Source organism: Nostoc sp. DedQUE05 (assembly GCF_034530955.1).
Taxonomy (GTDB): Bacteria; Cyanobacteriota; Cyanobacteriia; order Cyanobacteriales; family Nostocaceae; genus Nostoc.
In genome coordinates this window covers 121,460-139,188 of the sequence record NZ_JAVRCB010000001.1, presented here as the reverse complement: position 1 = coordinate 139,188, position 17,729 = coordinate 121,460, and the positions used below count along the sequence as shown (strand labels likewise).

At 41.0% G+C, this 17,729-nt stretch carries 17 protein-coding genes and 1 riboswitch; of the genes, 5 read left to right on the top strand and 12 right to left on the bottom strand.

What is annotated here, in order from left to right:
* Nucleotides 1-185: 185 nt before the first annotated feature.
* The 3 genes from RMZ42_RS00570 to RMZ42_RS00560 form a co-directional block, all read right to left on the bottom strand.
* A complete protein-coding gene (locus tag RMZ42_RS00570; protein WP_322669563.1) occupies nt 186-590 on the bottom strand; it encodes a hypothetical protein in 405 nt (134 codons plus the stop codon).
* 110 nt (nt 591-700) lie between these two features.
* Entirely contained in the window at nt 701-1,570 is an 870-nt protein-coding gene (locus tag RMZ42_RS00565; protein ID WP_322669562.1) for a zinc metalloprotease HtpX, read from the bottom strand.
* 268 nt (nt 1,571-1,838) lie between these two features.
* Nucleotides 1,839-2,363: a Chromate resistance protein ChrB gene (locus tag RMZ42_RS00560; RefSeq protein WP_322669561.1), complete on the bottom strand. Its 525-nt coding sequence runs from the start codon at nt 2,361-2,363 to the stop codon at nt 1,839-1,841.
* A gap of 201 nt (nt 2,364-2,564) precedes the next feature.
* Between RMZ42_RS00560 and RMZ42_RS00555 the strand changes: the two genes are divergently transcribed.
* The 3 genes from RMZ42_RS00555 (at nt 2,565) to RMZ42_RS00545 (ending at nt 5,926) form a co-directional block, all read left to right on the top strand.
* Nucleotides 2,565-3,752, top strand: a complete 1,188-nt coding sequence (locus RMZ42_RS00555; RefSeq protein ID WP_322669560.1) for an MFS transporter — start codon at nt 2,565-2,567, stop codon at nt 3,750-3,752.
* Between the two features lie 30 nt (nt 3,753-3,782).
* Nucleotides 3,783-3,866: riboswitch (Fluoride riboswitch) on the top strand.
* Nucleotides 3,867-3,961: 95 nt separating this feature from the next.
* Nucleotides 3,962-5,296, top strand: coding sequence for a voltage-gated chloride channel family protein (locus RMZ42_RS00550; protein ID WP_322669559.1), 1,335 nt, complete (start codon nt 3,962-3,964; stop codon nt 5,294-5,296).
* Nucleotides 5,297-5,629: 333 nt separating this feature from the next.
* Complete coding sequence (locus RMZ42_RS00545; protein WP_322669558.1) at nt 5,630-5,926, top strand: hypothetical protein; 297 nt, start codon at nt 5,630-5,632, stop codon at nt 5,924-5,926.
* 13 nt (nt 5,927-5,939) lie between these two features.
* Here RMZ42_RS00545 and RMZ42_RS00540 read toward each other — a convergent pair whose 3' ends face one another.
* The 7 genes from RMZ42_RS00540 to RMZ42_RS00510 form a co-directional block, all read right to left on the bottom strand.
* Nucleotides 5,940-6,323, bottom strand: a complete 384-nt coding sequence (locus RMZ42_RS00540; RefSeq protein ID WP_322669557.1) for a hypothetical protein — start codon at nt 6,321-6,323, stop codon at nt 5,940-5,942.
* Nucleotides 6,324-6,504: 181 nt separating this feature from the next.
* On the bottom strand, nt 6,505-7,143 hold the full coding sequence (locus tag RMZ42_RS00535) for a Uma2 family endonuclease (RefSeq protein ID WP_322669556.1): 639 nt from the start codon (nt 7,141-7,143) through the stop codon (nt 6,505-6,507).
* A 123-nt stretch (nt 7,144-7,266) separates the two neighbouring features.
* The gene (locus tag RMZ42_RS00530; protein ID WP_322669555.1) at nt 7,267-8,502 is read right to left on the bottom strand and encodes an LL-diaminopimelate aminotransferase; all 1,236 of its coding nucleotides are present in this window, start codon (nt 8,500-8,502) and stop codon (nt 7,267-7,269) included.
* 223 nt (nt 8,503-8,725) lie between these two features.
* Nucleotides 8,726-10,081: an NAD(P)/FAD-dependent oxidoreductase gene (locus RMZ42_RS00525; RefSeq protein WP_322669554.1), complete on the bottom strand. Its 1,356-nt coding sequence runs from the start codon at nt 10,079-10,081 to the stop codon at nt 8,726-8,728.
* A gap of 233 nt (nt 10,082-10,314) precedes the next feature.
* Nucleotides 10,315-11,247 (bottom strand): DUF4349 domain-containing protein, encoded by a 933-nt coding sequence (locus RMZ42_RS00520; protein WP_322669553.1) that lies wholly within the window; start codon nt 11,245-11,247, stop codon nt 10,315-10,317.
* 323 nt (nt 11,248-11,570) lie between these two features.
* Complete coding sequence (locus tag RMZ42_RS00515) at nt 11,571-12,704, bottom strand: restriction endonuclease, SacI family (protein ID WP_322669552.1); 1,134 nt, start codon at nt 12,702-12,704, stop codon at nt 11,571-11,573.
* Nucleotides 12,671-13,540, bottom strand: a complete 870-nt coding sequence (locus tag RMZ42_RS00510) for a DNA adenine methylase (protein ID WP_322669551.1) — start codon at nt 13,538-13,540, stop codon at nt 12,671-12,673. Before RMZ42_RS00510 ends, RMZ42_RS00515 begins: the two co-directional genes overlap by 34 nt.
* Before the next feature lie 483 nt (nt 13,541-14,023).
* Between RMZ42_RS00510 and RMZ42_RS00505 the strand changes: the two genes are divergently transcribed.
* Both RMZ42_RS00505 and ilvC read left to right on the top strand, forming a co-directional pair.
* Nucleotides 14,024-14,644 carry a tetratricopeptide repeat protein gene (locus tag RMZ42_RS00505; RefSeq protein WP_322669550.1) on the top strand — a complete coding sequence of 207 codons (621 nt, stop codon included), beginning with the start codon at nt 14,024-14,026 and terminating at the stop codon, nt 14,642-14,644.
* 400 nt (nt 14,645-15,044) lie between these two features.
* Nucleotides 15,045-16,058, top strand: a complete 1,014-nt coding sequence (gene ilvC, locus RMZ42_RS00500) for a ketol-acid reductoisomerase (RefSeq protein WP_416211781.1) — start codon at nt 15,045-15,047, stop codon at nt 16,056-16,058.
* Nucleotides 16,059-16,170: 112 nt separating this feature from the next.
* Here the strand turns inward: ilvC and RMZ42_RS00495 are convergent, their stop codons facing one another.
* Entirely contained in the window at nt 16,171-16,653 is a 483-nt protein-coding gene (locus tag RMZ42_RS00495; protein ID WP_322669548.1) for an SET domain-containing protein, read from the bottom strand.
* A 196-nt stretch (nt 16,654-16,849) separates the two neighbouring features.
* Nucleotides 16,850-17,701, bottom strand: coding sequence for a sterol desaturase family protein (locus tag RMZ42_RS00490; protein WP_322669547.1), 852 nt, complete (start codon nt 17,699-17,701; stop codon nt 16,850-16,852).
* Between the last annotated feature and the right edge of the window lie 28 nt (nt 17,702-17,729).

The window sequence follows — 17,729 nt, the reverse complement described above, 5'->3', positions numbered from 1 at the left end:
CTATTTGTGAAACCTAGAGTACTGAATATTTACGCTTTTTATGGTAAGGGGTATTTAGTTTAGTAAATCATTTTTGGTCTACAAATAGCGATATTTTTGACGGACTATAAAAAAGGGCGTACATCTGTACGCCCTTAAAATATTTATCTGCGTAGGCATAGCCCAACCTAGACATTGCACCCTCTTTAACGAGAATAAGGATTATTGAAGGTTTCCCAAGCAGCAATGGCCGCCTTTTGCACGCGAAAGCTGAAGCCTACTAAGTCTTTCATCAATAAGTGCCAGTTTCTCTCAGCTTCATCCTGAATTACCGCCCAAGAGTTTTCTAAGCGATCGCGTTGTATCAGTTTCCTTCCTTCAATTAATTCCCGTGCTTGACGCACAACTTTCAAATAGGTTTCACGGGTGAGAGTACCTGCGGAATCAGCCTCAGCTTGAGCGCGTCTTTTTAGCGCCTCAATTAACGCTTTGGTTTCGCGTTTTACCTCATCAGTTTCACCAGCCATTTCGGTTTCCACTAATTTGTCGGTTTCAGAACTTATTTTTACAATTACTATGGATTCAGTAGATTCGATATTGTTAGAATTCATACTTAAAACATCCTTAATTGCAAAGTTTACTCTCCAATAAAAATTGCACTCTATCTTAATAGTCATTAGCCATTTTTTTATTTGACAAAGGACAAATGACTAATGACAAATTAATAAGCTTTTGTTGGCAGTTGTTGCTCTAGTTTCAGCAATGCTGCAACTCGCATTTCTGTAGCTGGATGACTAGAGAACAAGTTACCTAAAAACTGTCCAGAAATGGAATTGATAATTAATAACGGCTCATAAGCTGGATTAGCATTTAAAGGCATTTGCTTTGCTGAAGCTTCTAAGCGTTGCAATGCCCTAGCTAAAGCGCGGGGATTACCAGTTAATCTCGCAGAACCGGCATCAGCAGAAAATTCTCGCGTGCGCGAAATTGCTAGCTGAATAATTGTCGCAGCCAGTGGAGCAAGCATGACTGTTAATAAAACTCCTATTGGATTTCCACCTCTGTTGTCATCTCGCGAACCACCGCCAAACCATAAGCTGTAACTAACCATTTGGGCTAAGAATGAAATCGCACCAGCTACAGTAGCAGCAACAGCTTGAGTGAGAGTGTCACGATTAATAATATGGGTTAGCTCGTGGGCGATAACGCCTTCGAGTTCATCCTCTGGCAATATATTTAAAATACCTTCAGTGACAGCTACAGCAGCATGTTCTGGATCGCGCCCTGTAGCGAAGGCATTAGCACCCTGGCTTGGAACGATATAAACTTTAGGCATAGGAATGTTAGCGCGATCGCTCAATTTCTGCACCATCCGATAAAGTCCTGGTGCTTCCCTTTCACTTACAGGTTGCGCTTGGTATACTGCTAGGGCAATTTTATCTGATTGATACCAAGAAAACAGGTTGGTTGCTGCTGCCAAGCCAATCCCGATAATCAAACCACTAGAACCGCCAATTACCCAGTAACTAATTGCAATCAAAAGAGCACTTAGTGCAGCAAGCAAAGTAGCCGTTTTCAATTGATTTGTCATGTTTTTGCTCTCCTGCTAATGCTGTGTAAATTTTTTCGAGAACAGCATTACTTCAGCTATATTTTGATTTTATCCAGCTAAACTTAAAAATATGGTATAGAAAACCTATCAGATAAGTACGGTTTTCCTACTTAAGTTTTAATAATACTAATTTAATTATAGAATCAACATTAATAAATAGTAAAAACAACATCTATCTATAGGCAGAAATTACAATGGTGATGCTTAAATTAGGCTATGTATACACCATTAGTTAAGATCGATTTACTTATAAAGATTCTGAGTCTATTCCTTCTGCTTGATATATTTGTTGGGAAAATAGCTGAAAATCTAATTCGCACGCCTTCAAAGCTTCAGTGGCTTGTGAGTATTTTGGGGCATCAAACAAATCGCGATCGCGGATTTTAGGCAACCAAGAACGCAGTTTATTTAATTCCGCCTCGTTCTCTTCTAATTCTGCAAAGGTGAGATTACCTATTTTCCGTTCCTCGCTCAATTCGCGATGCAAATCCCGACATTGCCCCAAAAACTCTTGATATTCTCGATCTGCCTGCTGTTGAAAACGATTTACCAACATAGCATTTTGATCGGGTTCATCAATCCAAATAGTCAATAAATCTGCTTCACCACCACCTGCTGTAATGTCTGCTTTCAATTCTGCTAAATATTGTTGCAAGTCTTCTCTATGCGGTAGCACGCACACCGACTGCTGTAGATAAAGTGCGCCCCAACCCTTGAGTTTACGCCAAACATACACCCGTTGCGTTGAAGGCTGTGCGGGTACTTTGTACACCAATAAGTTCCAACACTTTCTGTCCATAGATAGATTGTAACAGGTGTTGCATTAAATCGATTTTATTGTTAGTCTACTTATGAAACACCTGTTGCATTATAGAAAAATTATGAGTCTGAATCATAAAGTCAGAAGCTCACTTATTGGTTCTCAAGAATTACAGAGTTGATGTAGTAAAAGCCAGTCAGGTAAACAGGAAATATGCAACTACAAAATAAATTTTTCCAGACAATTCCCCGCACTGTTTGGGTATTGGGATTTGTCAGTTTGCTGACAGATATTAGCTCTGAGATGATTAATTCTGTATTGCCCTTATTTTTGGTATCAGTTTTAGGGGCGAATGTTTTGACTGTGGGCATCATCGAAGGCATTGCAGAAGCAACAGCTTCAGTTTTAAAAATCTTTTCGGGAGCGTTGAGTGATTATCTAGGACATCGTAAAGGATTAGCGGTGTTTGGGTACGGCTTATCCACCTTTGTTAAACCACTATTTGCTGTAGCTAGCAGTCCAACTGGGGTGTTAATAGCTCGATTTGGCGATCGCATTGGTAAAGGTATTCGGGTAGCGCCCCGCGATGCCTTAGTCGCCGATTCCACCGATCCAGAGGTACGCGGTGCAGCTTATGGATTGCGTCAATCCCTTGATACTATCGGAGCATTTTTGGGGCCTTTGGCAGCATTCACCCTGATGACTGCTTCCAAAAACAACTTCCGCCTGGTTTTTTGGCTAGCACTCATCCCTGGATTTTTCGCAGTCGCTTTATTAACAGTAGGAGTACGCGAACCACAAACAAGTGAAACTCAAGGAAACCGAAGCAATCCTCTGCAATGGCAAGCTTTACGCAGCTTGAGTCAAGGATACTGGGTACTTGTAGCAGTGGCATTGTTATTCAATTTAGGCAACTCCAGCAATGCTTTTTTGTTGCTGCGAGCAGAACAAACAGGCATTTCTGCCTCACTTATACCATTGACATTAATGGTGATGAACATTGCCTACTCATTCAGCGCCTACCCATTAGGAATACTTTCCGATCGCGTGGGTAAATTTGGGTTACTGGTAGGCGGATTTCTCCTATACGCTTTAGTCTATCTGGGTTTCGCTTTTGTGCAGACACCTTGGCAAGCGTGGGGATTGTTTGCCCTTTATGGTCTACATCTGGGCATGAGTAAAGGATTGCTATTGGCGCTAGTGGCAAATAGTATACCTGCAAATCTGCGTGGCACTGCTTTTGGATTCCTCAACTTAGCTGTGGGATTAGCGCTTTTACCTGCCAGTTTGCTAGCTGGTGGGTTATGGCAAACACTGGGAGCAGAGGCGACATTTATTACTGGAAGCTTGTTTGCGTTGGCAGCTGTATTATTGTTAGTTTCTCAAAAAAACAAATATTGAAAAGCAAAAATGGTATCCTTGATTTGAAATCAAATCAATGGCGATGGAGCTCGCCGAAACCGCCTTTCCAGTCCGAAAATTCATCACTGGAAGGCTGATGGCTCCTACTTTCCTTGCTAACTGCGGGAGAGTAGGGCTTGGCTAAATGCATTACCTGACTCCCCTGTAGAAAGTATCTCTCTACAAATCGCACCTCAAGGAGTCATGGTATGAAACACTTTCGTCAGTTTGAACCATTTATTGCCTTACCTCATTTAATCAAGTGGTTGCCTATCTCCTTTGTGGTTGGCATTGTTGCTGGAACAGCTTCTGCGGCTCTTTTAGCATCATTAGAATGGGCAACTGATTGGCGAGAATCACATCGCTGGATTATCGCTTTGCTTCCCTTTGGCGGCTTCTTGAGTGGTTGGATTTATCATCAATTTGGTCGGACTGTAGAAGCTGGAAATAACCTTTTACTCGAAGAAATTCATAACCCCAAAAAGATTATTCCCTTCCGTATGGCTCCTCTTGTTTTATTAGGAACAGACCTTACCCATTTTTTTGGTGGTTCAGCCGGTCGTGAAGGTACAGCATTACAAATGGGTGCTTCTTTGGCAGACCAGTTAACTAAAATATTGCATTTTCAAGGGGCTAATCGGCGAATTTTGTTAACAGCAGGTATCAGTGGGGGATTCGCTTCAGTTTTCGGTACTCCCTTAGCTGGAACCGTATTTGGTCTAGAAGTTTTAGCAATTGGTAAAATTCATTACGACGCTCTTTTTCCTTCTTTAATTGCTGCGATCGTCGGAAATCAAGTAACTTTACTATTAGGTTTACATCATACAGCATACCGACACGCTCCCTCTATACCGCCGCTCACAATTTGGAGATTGATTGCTGCGATTATTGCAGGTGCAATTTTTGGAATTGTCGCGAGATTCTTTGCTAAAGTAACTCACCAAATTAGCCACTTATTTAAAGCAAAAATATCTTATCCTCCACTGCGTCCTTTGATAGGCGGTGCGATGATAGCAGTAATTGTTGGGTTAAGTGGTACAACTAAATACATTGGGCTTGGTATCCCTACTATTGTTGATTCCTTTTTCACTCAGCTACCTCCTTGGGATTTTGCAGCAAAATTGGGTTTGACTGCTCTAACTTTAGGAGCAGGTTTTAAAGGAGGAGAAGTGACACCTTTGTTTTTTATTGGTGCAACTTTAGGTAATGCTTTGTCGTTGCTTTTAGCATTACCTGCACCACTGCTAGCAGGAATGGGATTTGTGGGTGTATTTGCGGGTGCAGCAAATACACCTTTGGCATCCACCTTAATGGGAATTGAATTATTTGGTCTGGAATCGGGGGTATTTATTGGTATTGGTTGTGTAGTTAGCTACTTATTTTCAGGTCATTCTGGAATTTACTCAGCACAGCGTATTGGGTTGAGTAAATACTCTGCTGTATATTTAGAAGAAGGGGTGACTTTGGCTAATTATGGACGAGAAAAAGTTGAGCCAAAAATTGGTTTACCTGATGATGGCAAAGAAGGAGGAAATAATTCTTAAGAATAATTTTTTGATGCAATGAATGAATAATTGGGAAAGTGCGTATTTTACTACCGTAGGCATCGCATAGTCAGAAATCGCTATTGTATAAAGGAAATTAGCCACTCAATCAAAAAGAGAGGGGAAAATCGCACATAAATTTACTGGGCAAAAGGTGTCTGAAATCCTGAAATACAAGAAGGGTAGTATAAGACAAGCTCCACTCCCGGAAGAATCGCCCAGTTGGGATGAGTTTTGTGAAATGTTATGGGAAGAGATTGAAGCGGGTGCTGAGGTAAATCAACCGGGTTTTAAAGTTGTTCGCAAGTTATTAAGTGATAAGAGGTTTGACAAATGAAGAATCATGGATTTGGCAAACTAGTTACTTTTCTAAATCAATTGGAACAAGAGAGAATTAGTTACACCTTAGCCCATCATCGAAATGAAACTATTATGGTGAATGTGGCTGTGCCTGGTGAACGATGGGAAGTGGAATTTTTTGAGGATGGTTCGGTTGAGGTAGAACGATTTGTTAGTAGTGGAGAGATTAATGGGGAAGAAGTTTTTAGTGAGTTATTTACTATGTATTCAGAGCCAGAAAGTCATTCTGCAAAACTTGCTCAAAACCCTAACTTAGCAAGCACAACATGAAGGCGATCGCACTTTATCTACCAGTGTTTCTGAATTTTTCTTCGTTTCGGATGTTGAAGTTATCTTCAGCCGATTCAATCAGTTCGACTGCATCATTAATAATCTGCATTGCCTGAGTGAGTTTTTTTAAAGCTTCAGCATATTCTGGATAAATCCGGATCAGTTGCGCCGCAGGGATAGATAGCCTGGTGATAGTTTTACCAAGAGGGTTCTGAATCTTGCTGAGGTTCGATACGCATAAACTAGCTAATTGTTTCATGTTGTCAAATCTATCTGTATCGCAGAAGAAATTCTCGATTGCTTCCAACTCATCAAGGAATAGCTGGTTTTCATCGTTTATACGTTGATAGCGTTGGAATAATTCAAACGACGTTTCGTCTTTGGGGTAGTCACTCATCTTTTATGGTAGCTTTGAGATATTTTTCCTTAGTTTATCAAATTAAGGGAAATATCAGGCTTCAATTGCTTAAACTCTCTTCAGACATTGCAGTATATAGCACAATACGCTTGGGTTAAGGCTAAAACTCTTTGTCAAAATCATAATTAAACAAAATGAGCGATGCTTGTTTGATCATTTCCTAAATAATCGTTTCCAATTCTTCCAAAGCTTGAAAACTTCCTACTTGCCAGCTACGTTCCACAGCAGCAGGGATAATCTCAGTAATAGCTATATCTTCAAAATTAGGACTGGTGTCAGATTTTATGTATTTCCCCTCTTTCAACAAATAAATAGAAAGGCTCCCGCTATCGTAAACCCATAGTTCTGGAACTCCAATGGCTTCATAAGCATCAAGAGTAGTTTTTGATGTGACATCAGTTTCAATCGCTAAATCAGGCGGCGAGTCATCAGGCTGCAAGCGGCGACGACCAATCATTTGTTGATAATTCTGAATATAAAAGCAAGCATCAGGTTCAACTCCTGCTAAACCTTGCTTTTTAAAGGTAGTGGAACCAAAAGGTTGATATCTGATATCTTTAGCCTTCAGCAATATTTTGACAATATCAGAAATTAAATCTTTGGGTATTTCATGTTCTGGTAAAGGAGCCATAATTTCTAAAGTACCCTGGCTGTAGGCAATTCGGGTAGTTCTTTTTTCTCCTAATTCTTGTAAAATAGATTCAAATTCTTCCCAGCTAACATCTGGAATTGTCACTGTGCTACCAGGCGCTAACTGCATCTGGCTAACAGGTTTGAAAACGGGGATGGCAGGAGTCACGTCGCTTCGCTCCAATTCAAGATTCAAAATTCAATATCTGTCAGGTTGCGGTGGATAATACAGCCCACCGTAACCTTTAGATTAATAAAATGAGTTTAACAAAAGCGACTAAAAGCGATCGCTCTACACTTTAAACTTCTCAGCAATCCGCTTCATCGCCTCTTCGACATTCTCCCGGCTGTTAAACGCCGATATGCGGAAGTAACCTTCACCCGCAGCACCAAAGCCTGAACCGGGTGTCCCCACAACGTTGACAGTTTGCAGCAACTTATCAAAGAATTCCCAACTGGATAAACCATTAGGCGTTTTTACCCAAACGTAAGGTGCATTCACCCCGCCATACACCGCCAATCCGGCGGCTGTGAGTTTCTCACGGATAATTTTAGCGTTCTCTAGATAGAAACTCACCAATCCCTTGATTTGTGCTTGTCCTTCTTCGGAGTAAACCGCTTCCGCTCCCCGTTGGACAATGTAAGAAACGCCGTTGAATTTGGTAGATTGGCGACGATTCCACAGTTTCCACAGTTCGACATCGGAACCATCGGCGGCTTTTGCTGTGAGTGTCTTCGGTACTACAGTTAACGCGCAACGAGTTCCTGTAAAACCTGCATTTTTGGAGAAAGACCGAAATTCGATCGCAACTTCTCTTGCACCTGCAATTTCATAAATTGAGTGAGGAAGCGACGGATCGGTAATATAAGCTTCGTAGGCTGCATCAAAGAAAATAATCGAGTTATTAGCTTTGGCATAGTCTACCCATGTTTTGAGATATTCCTTAGTAGCAGTTGCGCCAGTGGGGTTATTGGGAAAGCAGAGATAAATTAAATCGACTTTCTTTGAGGGAATCTCGGCAGTGAAGTTGTTATCAGCTGTAATTGGTAGATAAACTAAACCCTCAAATTCGCCTTTATCGTTAGCATCCCCAGTATTTCCCACCATAACGTTAGTGTCTACATACACAGGGTAAACTGGGTCAGTCACGGCAATTAGATTGTCATGACCAAAGATTTCTAGAATATTGCCGGTGTCGCACTTGGAACCGTCAGAGATAAAGATTTCCGAAGCATCTATATTGGCTCCCCGTGCTTGGAAATCTTGAGTAGCAATTTTCTCCCGCAACCATGCGTAGCCTTGCTCTGGCCCGTAGCCTTTAAAAGTATTGCGATCGCCCATTTCTTCCACAGCTTTAATCATCGCTGTGCGGCAAGCCTCCGGTAGAGGTTCGGTAACATCGCCAATCCCCAGCCGAATAATTTTAGTATTACTGTTTGCTTCGGCAAAGGCATTCACCCGCCGAGCAATTTCTGGAAACAGATAACCCGCTTTCAGCTTCAGGTAGTTGTCGTTAATAGTTGCCATTATGTAGATTATGAAAAACGCCCTCAAATAGCTTACTGCTAATTTATGAGGGCGATAACTTTGTTATGGGGAGTGGGAAGTGAGGAGTGGGGAGTGGGGGGACAAGGGGACAAGGGGACAAGGGGACAAGGGGGACAAGGGGGAATTATTGAACAAGTCTCCCCCCTCTTCCTTGTCTACCTTGTCTCTTCTCCATGCCCAATGCCCAATGCCCCATGCCCAATTAGACATTTACTGGTTGTTTATTATCGGCTGAATAACTGTTGCGATCGCCAATTTTGAACTGCGTGATTGATTCTTGTCCTGTAATCAATCTTGCTCCACGATTACGGGTGAAATAGCTCCATGCCCACTGAATCATTACTACTAATTTGTTGTTAAATTCAATTAAGAAGTAGATGTGAATAAATAGCCAAAACAGCCATGCAACGAAACCTTTCAGCTTGGTAAAGCCCAAATCGACTACAGCAGAATTATGCCCAATCATTGCTAAACTACCATAATCGGTATAAGCAAAGGGTGGCAAATTGTTTCCTACAAGCCGCTTTTGGACTAGTGCTGCTACATATTCACCTTCTTGCTTCGCTACAGGTGCAACACCAGGTAGCGGTTTACCATTTTGATGAGAAAAATTTGCTAAGTCGCCAATTACAAAAATATTGGGATGTCCCTTAATACTCAAGTCAGGTTCAACGATAATCCGTCCAGCGCGATCGCATTCGGCATCTGTGCGTTCTGCTAGCACTTTTCCCATTGCGGAAGCTTTTACACCTGCTGCCCATAATACCGTTTTTGAGGCAATTTCTTTAACTTCATCGCCTTGTTTGAGGGTAACAATATCATTTTCAATATTTGTTACCAATGTTTTTGTCTGCACAACCACCCCCAACCGCGTTAGAGATGCTTCTGCTTCTTGTGATAACTCTGGTGCAAAGGGTGGCAAAATCCGATCCAAACCTTCTAATAGCAAAATCTTGGCTTCTGAAGTGTCGATGCTGCGGAAATCTTCTTTGAGAGTTTGATTTGCTAATTCTGCGATCGCACCAGCTAACTCTACACCTGTTGGGCCACCACCCACAATTACAAAAGTTAACCAAGCACGGCGTTTTTCTGGATCGGTTTCTTTTTCTGCGGCTTCAAAGGCTGAAAAGATCCGGCTACGCATTTCTATCGCATCTTCTACAGTTTTCAAGCCTGGGGCGAATTCTTCCCAGTTATCTTTGCCAAAATAGGAATGCTTCGCACCTGTGGCGACAATTAAAGTGTCGTAAGGTACTGCTTCGTCGCCTACCATCACTTGTTTTGATTCTGGATCGATATTATTCACCTCTCCCAGCAGCACTTTCGTATTCTTGCTCTTGCTGAGAACAGAACGCAACGGTGAAGAAATATCAGCCGGAGATAGCGCACCTGTGGCGACTTGATATAAAAGGGGTTGAAATAGATGAAAGTTACGTTTATCAATCAGAGTAACGTTTACTGCCGCTTTGGCAAGTGTTTTTGCTGCATAAAGTCCACCAAAACCACCGCCAACAATTACTACTTTATGGGGTGGATTATTGTCAAGTGAATTTACCATAAGAAATATTATCGTGTATGCCGACTATTGTAACTATTCTTAACAGATTTGTATCAAAATTGTCATCATATATTTTGTATTGCTCTTTACATTTGAAAAAGTATTAAAGTAATCGAAACTACAAGATAAACAAAATTTTTAGGCGAAAGGTAAAGACAATAAGAGTTTGGGATATTTCAATCCCTGTTTATCTGTGTAGATTTATCAAAGGTAGATGTTGAATTTATGCAAGTTTAGTCAGAAATAGTTGACTCTGGTGTTTGTGGCAAACGTGGTGAATGAGTTCGCCGCCAACGCCTGAAGCTATAGACAACAGCAACAAAAATTAACAAATAGGGGCTGTAAACAATTAACCAAATACCCAGTTTAAGTAAGCCAACGGAAAATGCCCTCAAAGAATGGGTAGAGTTATTCCAAGTTTCCTTAACTTGCAAACCCAAGGCAGGTTGAGGGCTGGTACTAGAAACTGCTGCTTCTAGGTTCAGCGTAATAGTGGAATAAGCAACTTGATTTTTGAGGTTTTTCAGTTGGGCATCAATTTGTTCTATGGTTTGTCGGACATTACTCAGTTCTTGGGCAACACTAAGCACATCTCTGACTGAACCAGCCCGATCCATAATTTTTTGCAAATTGGCTTCAGTTTTTTGCAAATTAGTTAATCTGGCTTGGAAATCTACCAGGCGATCGCCTACATCTTCGGCAGTGATATTACGACTATTAACAGTGCCCAATTTAGCTAGTTGTTCTAGAGTAGGTTCTAGCCGATCCTCTGGTATCCGCAATTGGATTGTTGCTGTGTAACGCGGGTTGTCGTTTTTGGGTTGTTGTTGTTTCAACCCGATTAAATCCCCTTGCTGTTGATTGATAATTTGCGAAACAGCATCGACAGTCTTATCTACAGAGTTAACAGTCAAAGAGATTGCTGCCTTTTTGATCAGTTGGGGACGAGAACGCGCTATTGGTGCAGCTTCTGCCTTTTGGGAAATATTGTTTTCACGGGCACTTAATTGATTTACCCCGCCATTGGCTGCAATTTGAGGTACAGATTGAGGTGCAGACTTACTTGCTGTCTGTTGGGAAGAGGCGCAACTAGTGAAAATCACCCCTCCCAATAACGCACTTATAAATAAAGCAGATGTGCGCGGTAATTTAGGCGAAGTATACATAATCTACCCCCAGATAGATGAAGTTAACCCCAGTATTACTGAAGAAAAACTCAAAGCCTGTATTGTTGCGATTTATGTAACAGGGTTAGTCATTTTTATTTACAGAGCTTGATGAGATATCTCAAAAAGATTATTAGCAAGTCATTTGACGATTATTTCAAAAAATATTTGTAACAAGTCTGTTTGCCAGTAGGGTTGTAAAATTGCTTTCTGGTAGTTGATATTTTTGAAATTGTTTGATTTTGAAAACAAGTTACATCTGCGATCGCTGCTTGCAAATCTGCCTTTATACCAATTCAAAATAGCCTACGGTATCTTGTCGGTCAAAATTCTCTGGCACTTTCAGCAGCCTGTCTCAATGCTAAAAAAGCTTCTTTTAGAGGTTGGCTAACAGCACTGTCTGGTTCTGTTAGCACTAGCTGTTGGTAGGCTGATAAAAATTGCGATCGCAGCCGATGGAACAAATGCAGAAAATGACGTACAAAGCTGATACAATCCAAAACCACAATTTCTATACCATCTGTACGGTCGTACATACTTGAGGCATATTCCTGAATACCTTCTTCGATCGCATCCGTCGTGATAAAAATATAGTTGTCAACCCGCTTGCTTGTGCTGTTGATTTTTTGCAAAGCACGGTCAATATCTGCTAACGTGACGCGTCGGGTCTTCATTTCATAGCTGGTAATCACCTTTTCATCATCAACTAAAGTAATTTCCAAATCTCCCAAAGCTCCAGTCTGCTCGTCTGCTGCATTGTGGGATTCTAGAGGTAAAAAACGCTCTCCAATATATTGTTCTGCTACTTGATAGGCAGCAGCAACAATTAGTACAGGAAGGCGGCTTGAACCTCGGCAAGCCAAATGCTGTTTCAGGAGTGTGATAATTTCCTCTGCTGACAAAGGTATTGCGTCTTCCGACTTCTTCAGGTCGGCTAGTAGTGTTTCCATACGCTGCCGCTTCTCGTTGCGAGCGATAATTAGACAGCGAATAGTTTGGGCTAGCAGTTCCTCAGCAGTTATTCTGCCTTCATGAACATCATCAAGTAATTCCAGGGCGGCTTCGTAGAGTTTGGGCGGTCGTCCCACCAGATTGACTGCTGGGGTCAAGGTGATGTTGCGGTTACGTAATGCAGGGGTGAGGAACGCGGTAGTGGGATTACAAGGCAACTCGTGCTTGCTAATGAATGCTGTGATATAGCTTTCATCGTAGTAGCGTCCAGAGTAAGCATCTGGTGTGCCTATTTCAGTGTAGGGCTTGCGGATATCAACATTCCCACGGTGAATTGCTGCCAAAGAGCAGGCCAGCAACAAACGAACTACAGCACGATTGCCTACATAGCGCGATACATAGTCAATTTTTTCGGCAATGCTGGGGTTGGTGACAATCGGTTGGACTATCGATGAAGAGGCTTTTTGTAAGGCTACATCAAGGATAGCTGCTGGGGTTGTGGACATGGAGCGATTTCTTCAACAGTAAGTGTGGAAGCTTGAGGGTCATAATTGAGCCAAAGTACTTCTTGCCGTAACTGCTTGATGGAATGGCAGTGCTTCAGGGGCGCTTTAATGCAGTTCCAGTCACCATATAGTTCCTGCATCAACGAACAATCATAGCCTGAAAGGGCAACTTTACCTTTAACTGAACGCAAAACACCCGCTAGTTGCCGATGCTGGTCGTCGGTCATTTCATAAGCGTAAGCCTTGCTATCCCCACGGGAATCGTGCGGGTAGGGAGGGTCACAGTAAAATAATGTTTCTGGACTATCGTAGCGTCGAATAATATCAATTGCTCGGTCGTTCTCAATTTGCACGCGCAGCAGCCGTTGCACGATTTCGGGCAGATCCTCAACACTACCAAGCCACCGGGAAACTGCACCAGCCATTCCAGCGCGGCTAGTAAGTTTGCAGTGCGCCCATCGTCCAACACTAGCGGTTTGTGCCAAGCCTGTTCTCACTTGTCGCGCCCGGACAAAAAATCGTCTAGCCCTTTCCAGGTCTGACAAACTTTCTTCTTCTTTGGTAATAGCAATCCGAAATTCTTCACGCGAAAATGGGGTTAACCCAATCGCCTCGATGAGTTGGTCTTTTTGGTCGCGTAGTACGCGAAAAAAGTTGACTACCTGGCCATCAATATCATTGTAGGTTTCCACAGGCGAAGGCTCCCGGTTCAACAACACGGCTGCTGAACCGCCAAAGGGTTCGCAGTAGTGGGTCGTTTTTGGCAACAAGGGTAAAAGCCAGTCTAAATGACTGTACTTGCCGCCATACCAACCAAATGCAATTTTCTTTGCCATGAAAGCCAACCTCAAAGGGATTGCTTTACCCGAAACCGAGGATAAGGGTAAAACGCAATTTATTATATAGTGTTGAGAAATAAAGTATAAACAAACAAAAATACTTACATTATTTTTTCAGAGAATAATCTATCATTCTTTTTCGGTAAGGCGATCGCCAACAGTATTAGATACATGTAATTTCCGGCAAAATAGTCTGTAAAAGCGTATCCTGTCTGAGTTTTATACCAGCCGGAGTAGAACGGAACATCTCTAGAAGTTAATAAACTTATTCCAGATAATTGCAGTGAGTTCCATATTCTTGACTTCGGAGGTGGTACGCTCACATTCTCAAGCTACCAAGTAGTCAAGCAACCAAAAGCCATTGAACAAAGTCCAGGTAGCAGTAACGGGATGAAAGCAATTATGAGCGCTTGAGTATTGCCCTAGTGTGTATAGATACAGGTGGCATTCAGTTCAAAAAAGAGGGAATACTAAACGTAAGTGAAAGGTTACTACTTAACAATTGGATTTTTTGAAATGGATTGGTTATTAAAGGATATAGCTAAAAGCTTAGTGAAAGGTATATCTGTGGAGTTCCTCCTAAATCGTGCTGGTACTAAGAGCCAACAACATGATTATAAAGGAGCGATTGAAGATTGCAACCAGATTTTAAGTATCAATCCGAATAATGCTGATGCTTACTGTTTACGTGGTCTAATCCTAGCTAATTTAAGGCAGGATCAATCTGCAATTCAGGACTATACACAGGCTTTACGTATTAACCCAAATTTGGCAGCCGCCTATTTTAACAGAGGAATTTCTCGCACAGAAATAAGAGATTATCAAGGAGCTATCGAAGACTATAATCAATCAATAAATATTAATCCAAATACAGCATTTATATATTCCAAAAGGGGATTGAGTTTCCTAAATATGGGAAATTACAAAAATGCTATTCAAGATTTTCAGCAAGCAATTTTGCTAGAGCCAAAACTCCCTTCAGCTTATTACGGAAAAGCTTTATTTTATTTATACACTAAAATATATTCAGAAGCAATTGTAAATTTTAATCTTGCTATTGAATTATACCCTAACTATATAGATACTTTTTTAGTACATTAGTTCTAAAAAACGTAAAAGCAAGGAACCACAACCGAACAAGGAAGTTACTCAGCATTGGCTGCTGAAAACTTTTACTACATTAGGGTGTCGAAGGTGGGTTATAAATTATCAAAAACGATCAACTTTTTTAGACTTGAAGAAAAGTGTATCACAGGCTACTATTCTTTGGCGATCGCTACGCCCCCCGAACGCGAGTGCGTCTCGTAGAGAAGGCATCGCAAAACTTTTCGGTCTACTGAAACTGAGTAACTTTACTTGCTTGAGATAAAGAAGTTAGGCAATTATTGCCGTCGTAAACACTCCCCCTAAGTCCAAAGAGATAAATTGAATGATTGATAATTCATTTGTGTTACTCAATTTGGGGTACAATCGTAAGCCTGCCAATAAATGACGACGCTTGCTGACAGGAGATGCTTCTATGGCCCGGATGTATTATGACGAAGATGCCAATTTAGACCTTTTGGCTGGAAAAACTATTGCTATCATCGGCTATGGTTCTCAAGGTCATGCCCACGCTCTCAATCTTAAAGATAGTGGTTTGAATGTGATTGTGGGACTATATCCGGGTAGTAAGTCAGTCGCAAAAGCTGAAGCAGCTGGGTTAACTGTGAAAAACGTTGCAGATGCTGCTAATGCTGCTGACTTCATCATGATTTTGTTACCTGATGAAGTTCAAAAAACAATTTACAAAAACGAGATTGAACCCAATCTAGAAGAAGGGAATGTGTTAGCTTTTGCCCACGGGTTCAATATTCACTTTGGGCAAGTTGTACCACCAGATAACGTCGATGTGGTGATGGTAGCACCCAAAGGGCCGGGGCATTTGGTACGACGGACTTATGAAGGTGGTGAAGGTGTACCAGCGTTGTTTGCAGTTTATCAAGATGCCAGTGGTCAAGCACGCGATCGCGCCATGTCTTATGCTAAAGGTATCGGTGGTACTCGCGCCGGTGTTCTGGAAACTACTTTCCGCGAAGAAACTGAAACCGATTTATTTGGCGAACAAGCGGTATTGTGCGGTGGTTTGAGCGCTTTAATCAAAGCCGGATTTGAAACTTTGGTAGAAGCTGGTTATCAACCAGAATTGGCTTATTTTGAATGTCTGCATGAAGTCAAGCTGATTGTTGACTTGGTTGTAGAAGGTGGTTTAGCCAAAATGCGCGACAGCATTTCTAACACGGCCGAATATGGCGATTATACCCGTGGCCCGCGGATTGTCACCGAACAAACCAAAGCTGAAATGCAGAAGATTCTCAGCGAAATTCAATCTGGGCAATTTGCACGAGAATTTGTTCTGGAAAACCAATCTGGTAAACCAGGATTTACCGCCATGCGTCGTAAAGAAGCTGAACACAAAATTGAGGAAGTCGGTAAAGATTTACGCGCTATGTTTAGCTGGTTGAAAAAAGCTTAAGCAAAAAAATAACATCAAACATCTCCAAAAAAAGAATGTAGAGACATAGCAGTGCTACGTCTCTACAAGAGTTTTGGTTACAGCATATTTAATTTCTGGAGATGTCTAAATATCATTTGCTTTGAATTTTGAGATAATCTGCAATGTACTCTCCGTAGCGATCGCGCAATATTTGTTCCCGAAATTTGAACCCTAATATTTTTCCTCGACAGGATAGAGATTCGCACAAGCACCCGAAGACAATAATTAATTCATATTCAGTGGTTTCGTAGTCCCAGGTAATTTCCTCACCTGCTTCGATATCGCACAAAGCAACGTAGTCATATCCTCCAAACTGATTGTTCCTTACCCCAGTATTTGGATTACAAGAATGGTTAACGATCCAAGAAGGCTCATCTAGATGGACATGTAAATTAAAATCCATCTGAAATGTATACATTGTTCGTTCGGGAACTTCTTCAATTAGTATACCCACCACGACAGTTTCCCCTTGGACAAATTTTTTTGTAGCAAACACTCCTCGTCCTTTTGCTGCTTGTTGAATCGTGACATGAGAATTGAGTTTTCCATCTGAAATCGACTCTATTCTGTTCATAGATAAAGACCCACTATGTTTAAATTTCTTGCGGCTTCCAAGTTTTAAACTTGGCTTATAGCGTTTCCTAATGATATGAGGTACATCTCTTTAGTTAATGTAAAAGTTGTAGCGCTAATTACATTAACAAGGATAAGTAGCATTATTCCTTTTAAATGTAAGGTATTTTTAATTTCCATTAAAATAATTGATTGAATTATATTTTTTCAGTGTCATTACTAATAGATGAATTAATAGTTATATACTCGATAAAACTCATAGGAAATGTTATTCCTGGCTTCTTGGTAGGAGGATTTAGTGTGTTGAATATTCTGTCCCAGAATGCCTGAATGCCATAGTTTCCATTAAAGCAAGTGTGATGAAGATCGTGGAAATCTGATGGAATGAAAAATATTGACAAAGAACTATGACCTTCTAGGTTGTAAGCATTGCCTATAACACTCCATGCACATAGTTGAGTGATGTCATATCCAAATATAAAAATAGGCAAAACGTCAGCGATCGCAACAATAATATATTCAACCAAACTCTTATGTCCAGCAACAAAACTTGATGAGTCACGAAACTCATGATGTTTAAGATGGATTTTCTGCAATAATCTTGTGTGTAAGAGTCGATGAGCAACATAAAAACAGAAATCAGCAGCAACTATTCTCATCAAAAACCATCCAAGGTTTAGGAGTAAACTATTTCCTCTATGAACCTCTGGAGCTAGATATAGCATTATTAATGCTGATAGAAAAGCTTTAATTTCTCCTGTAATGATGCCTTTGACAGTAAAAGAAGGAAATTCTTTATTTTTAACTTTCTTGACCCTTGCCGTTAGCTTATCTCTTAAAACATCGTTACTTTTGATTCCTTTTTCAATGAAAATGCCAATACTATAAAATGAGATAGAACCAATTAACCAGTATAACAGCACCTGCGTTATAAAGTCGATCTCGATATTGTTTAAAAGCAAATAAAATATCTGCTGAACAAGCGTGCAACTAATAGCAATCTTGAGATAAAATTCGATATCAGAACAGAAATTCAAAATCTTTGGCATCTCTGTAACCTTATAGTATGTGACTGAG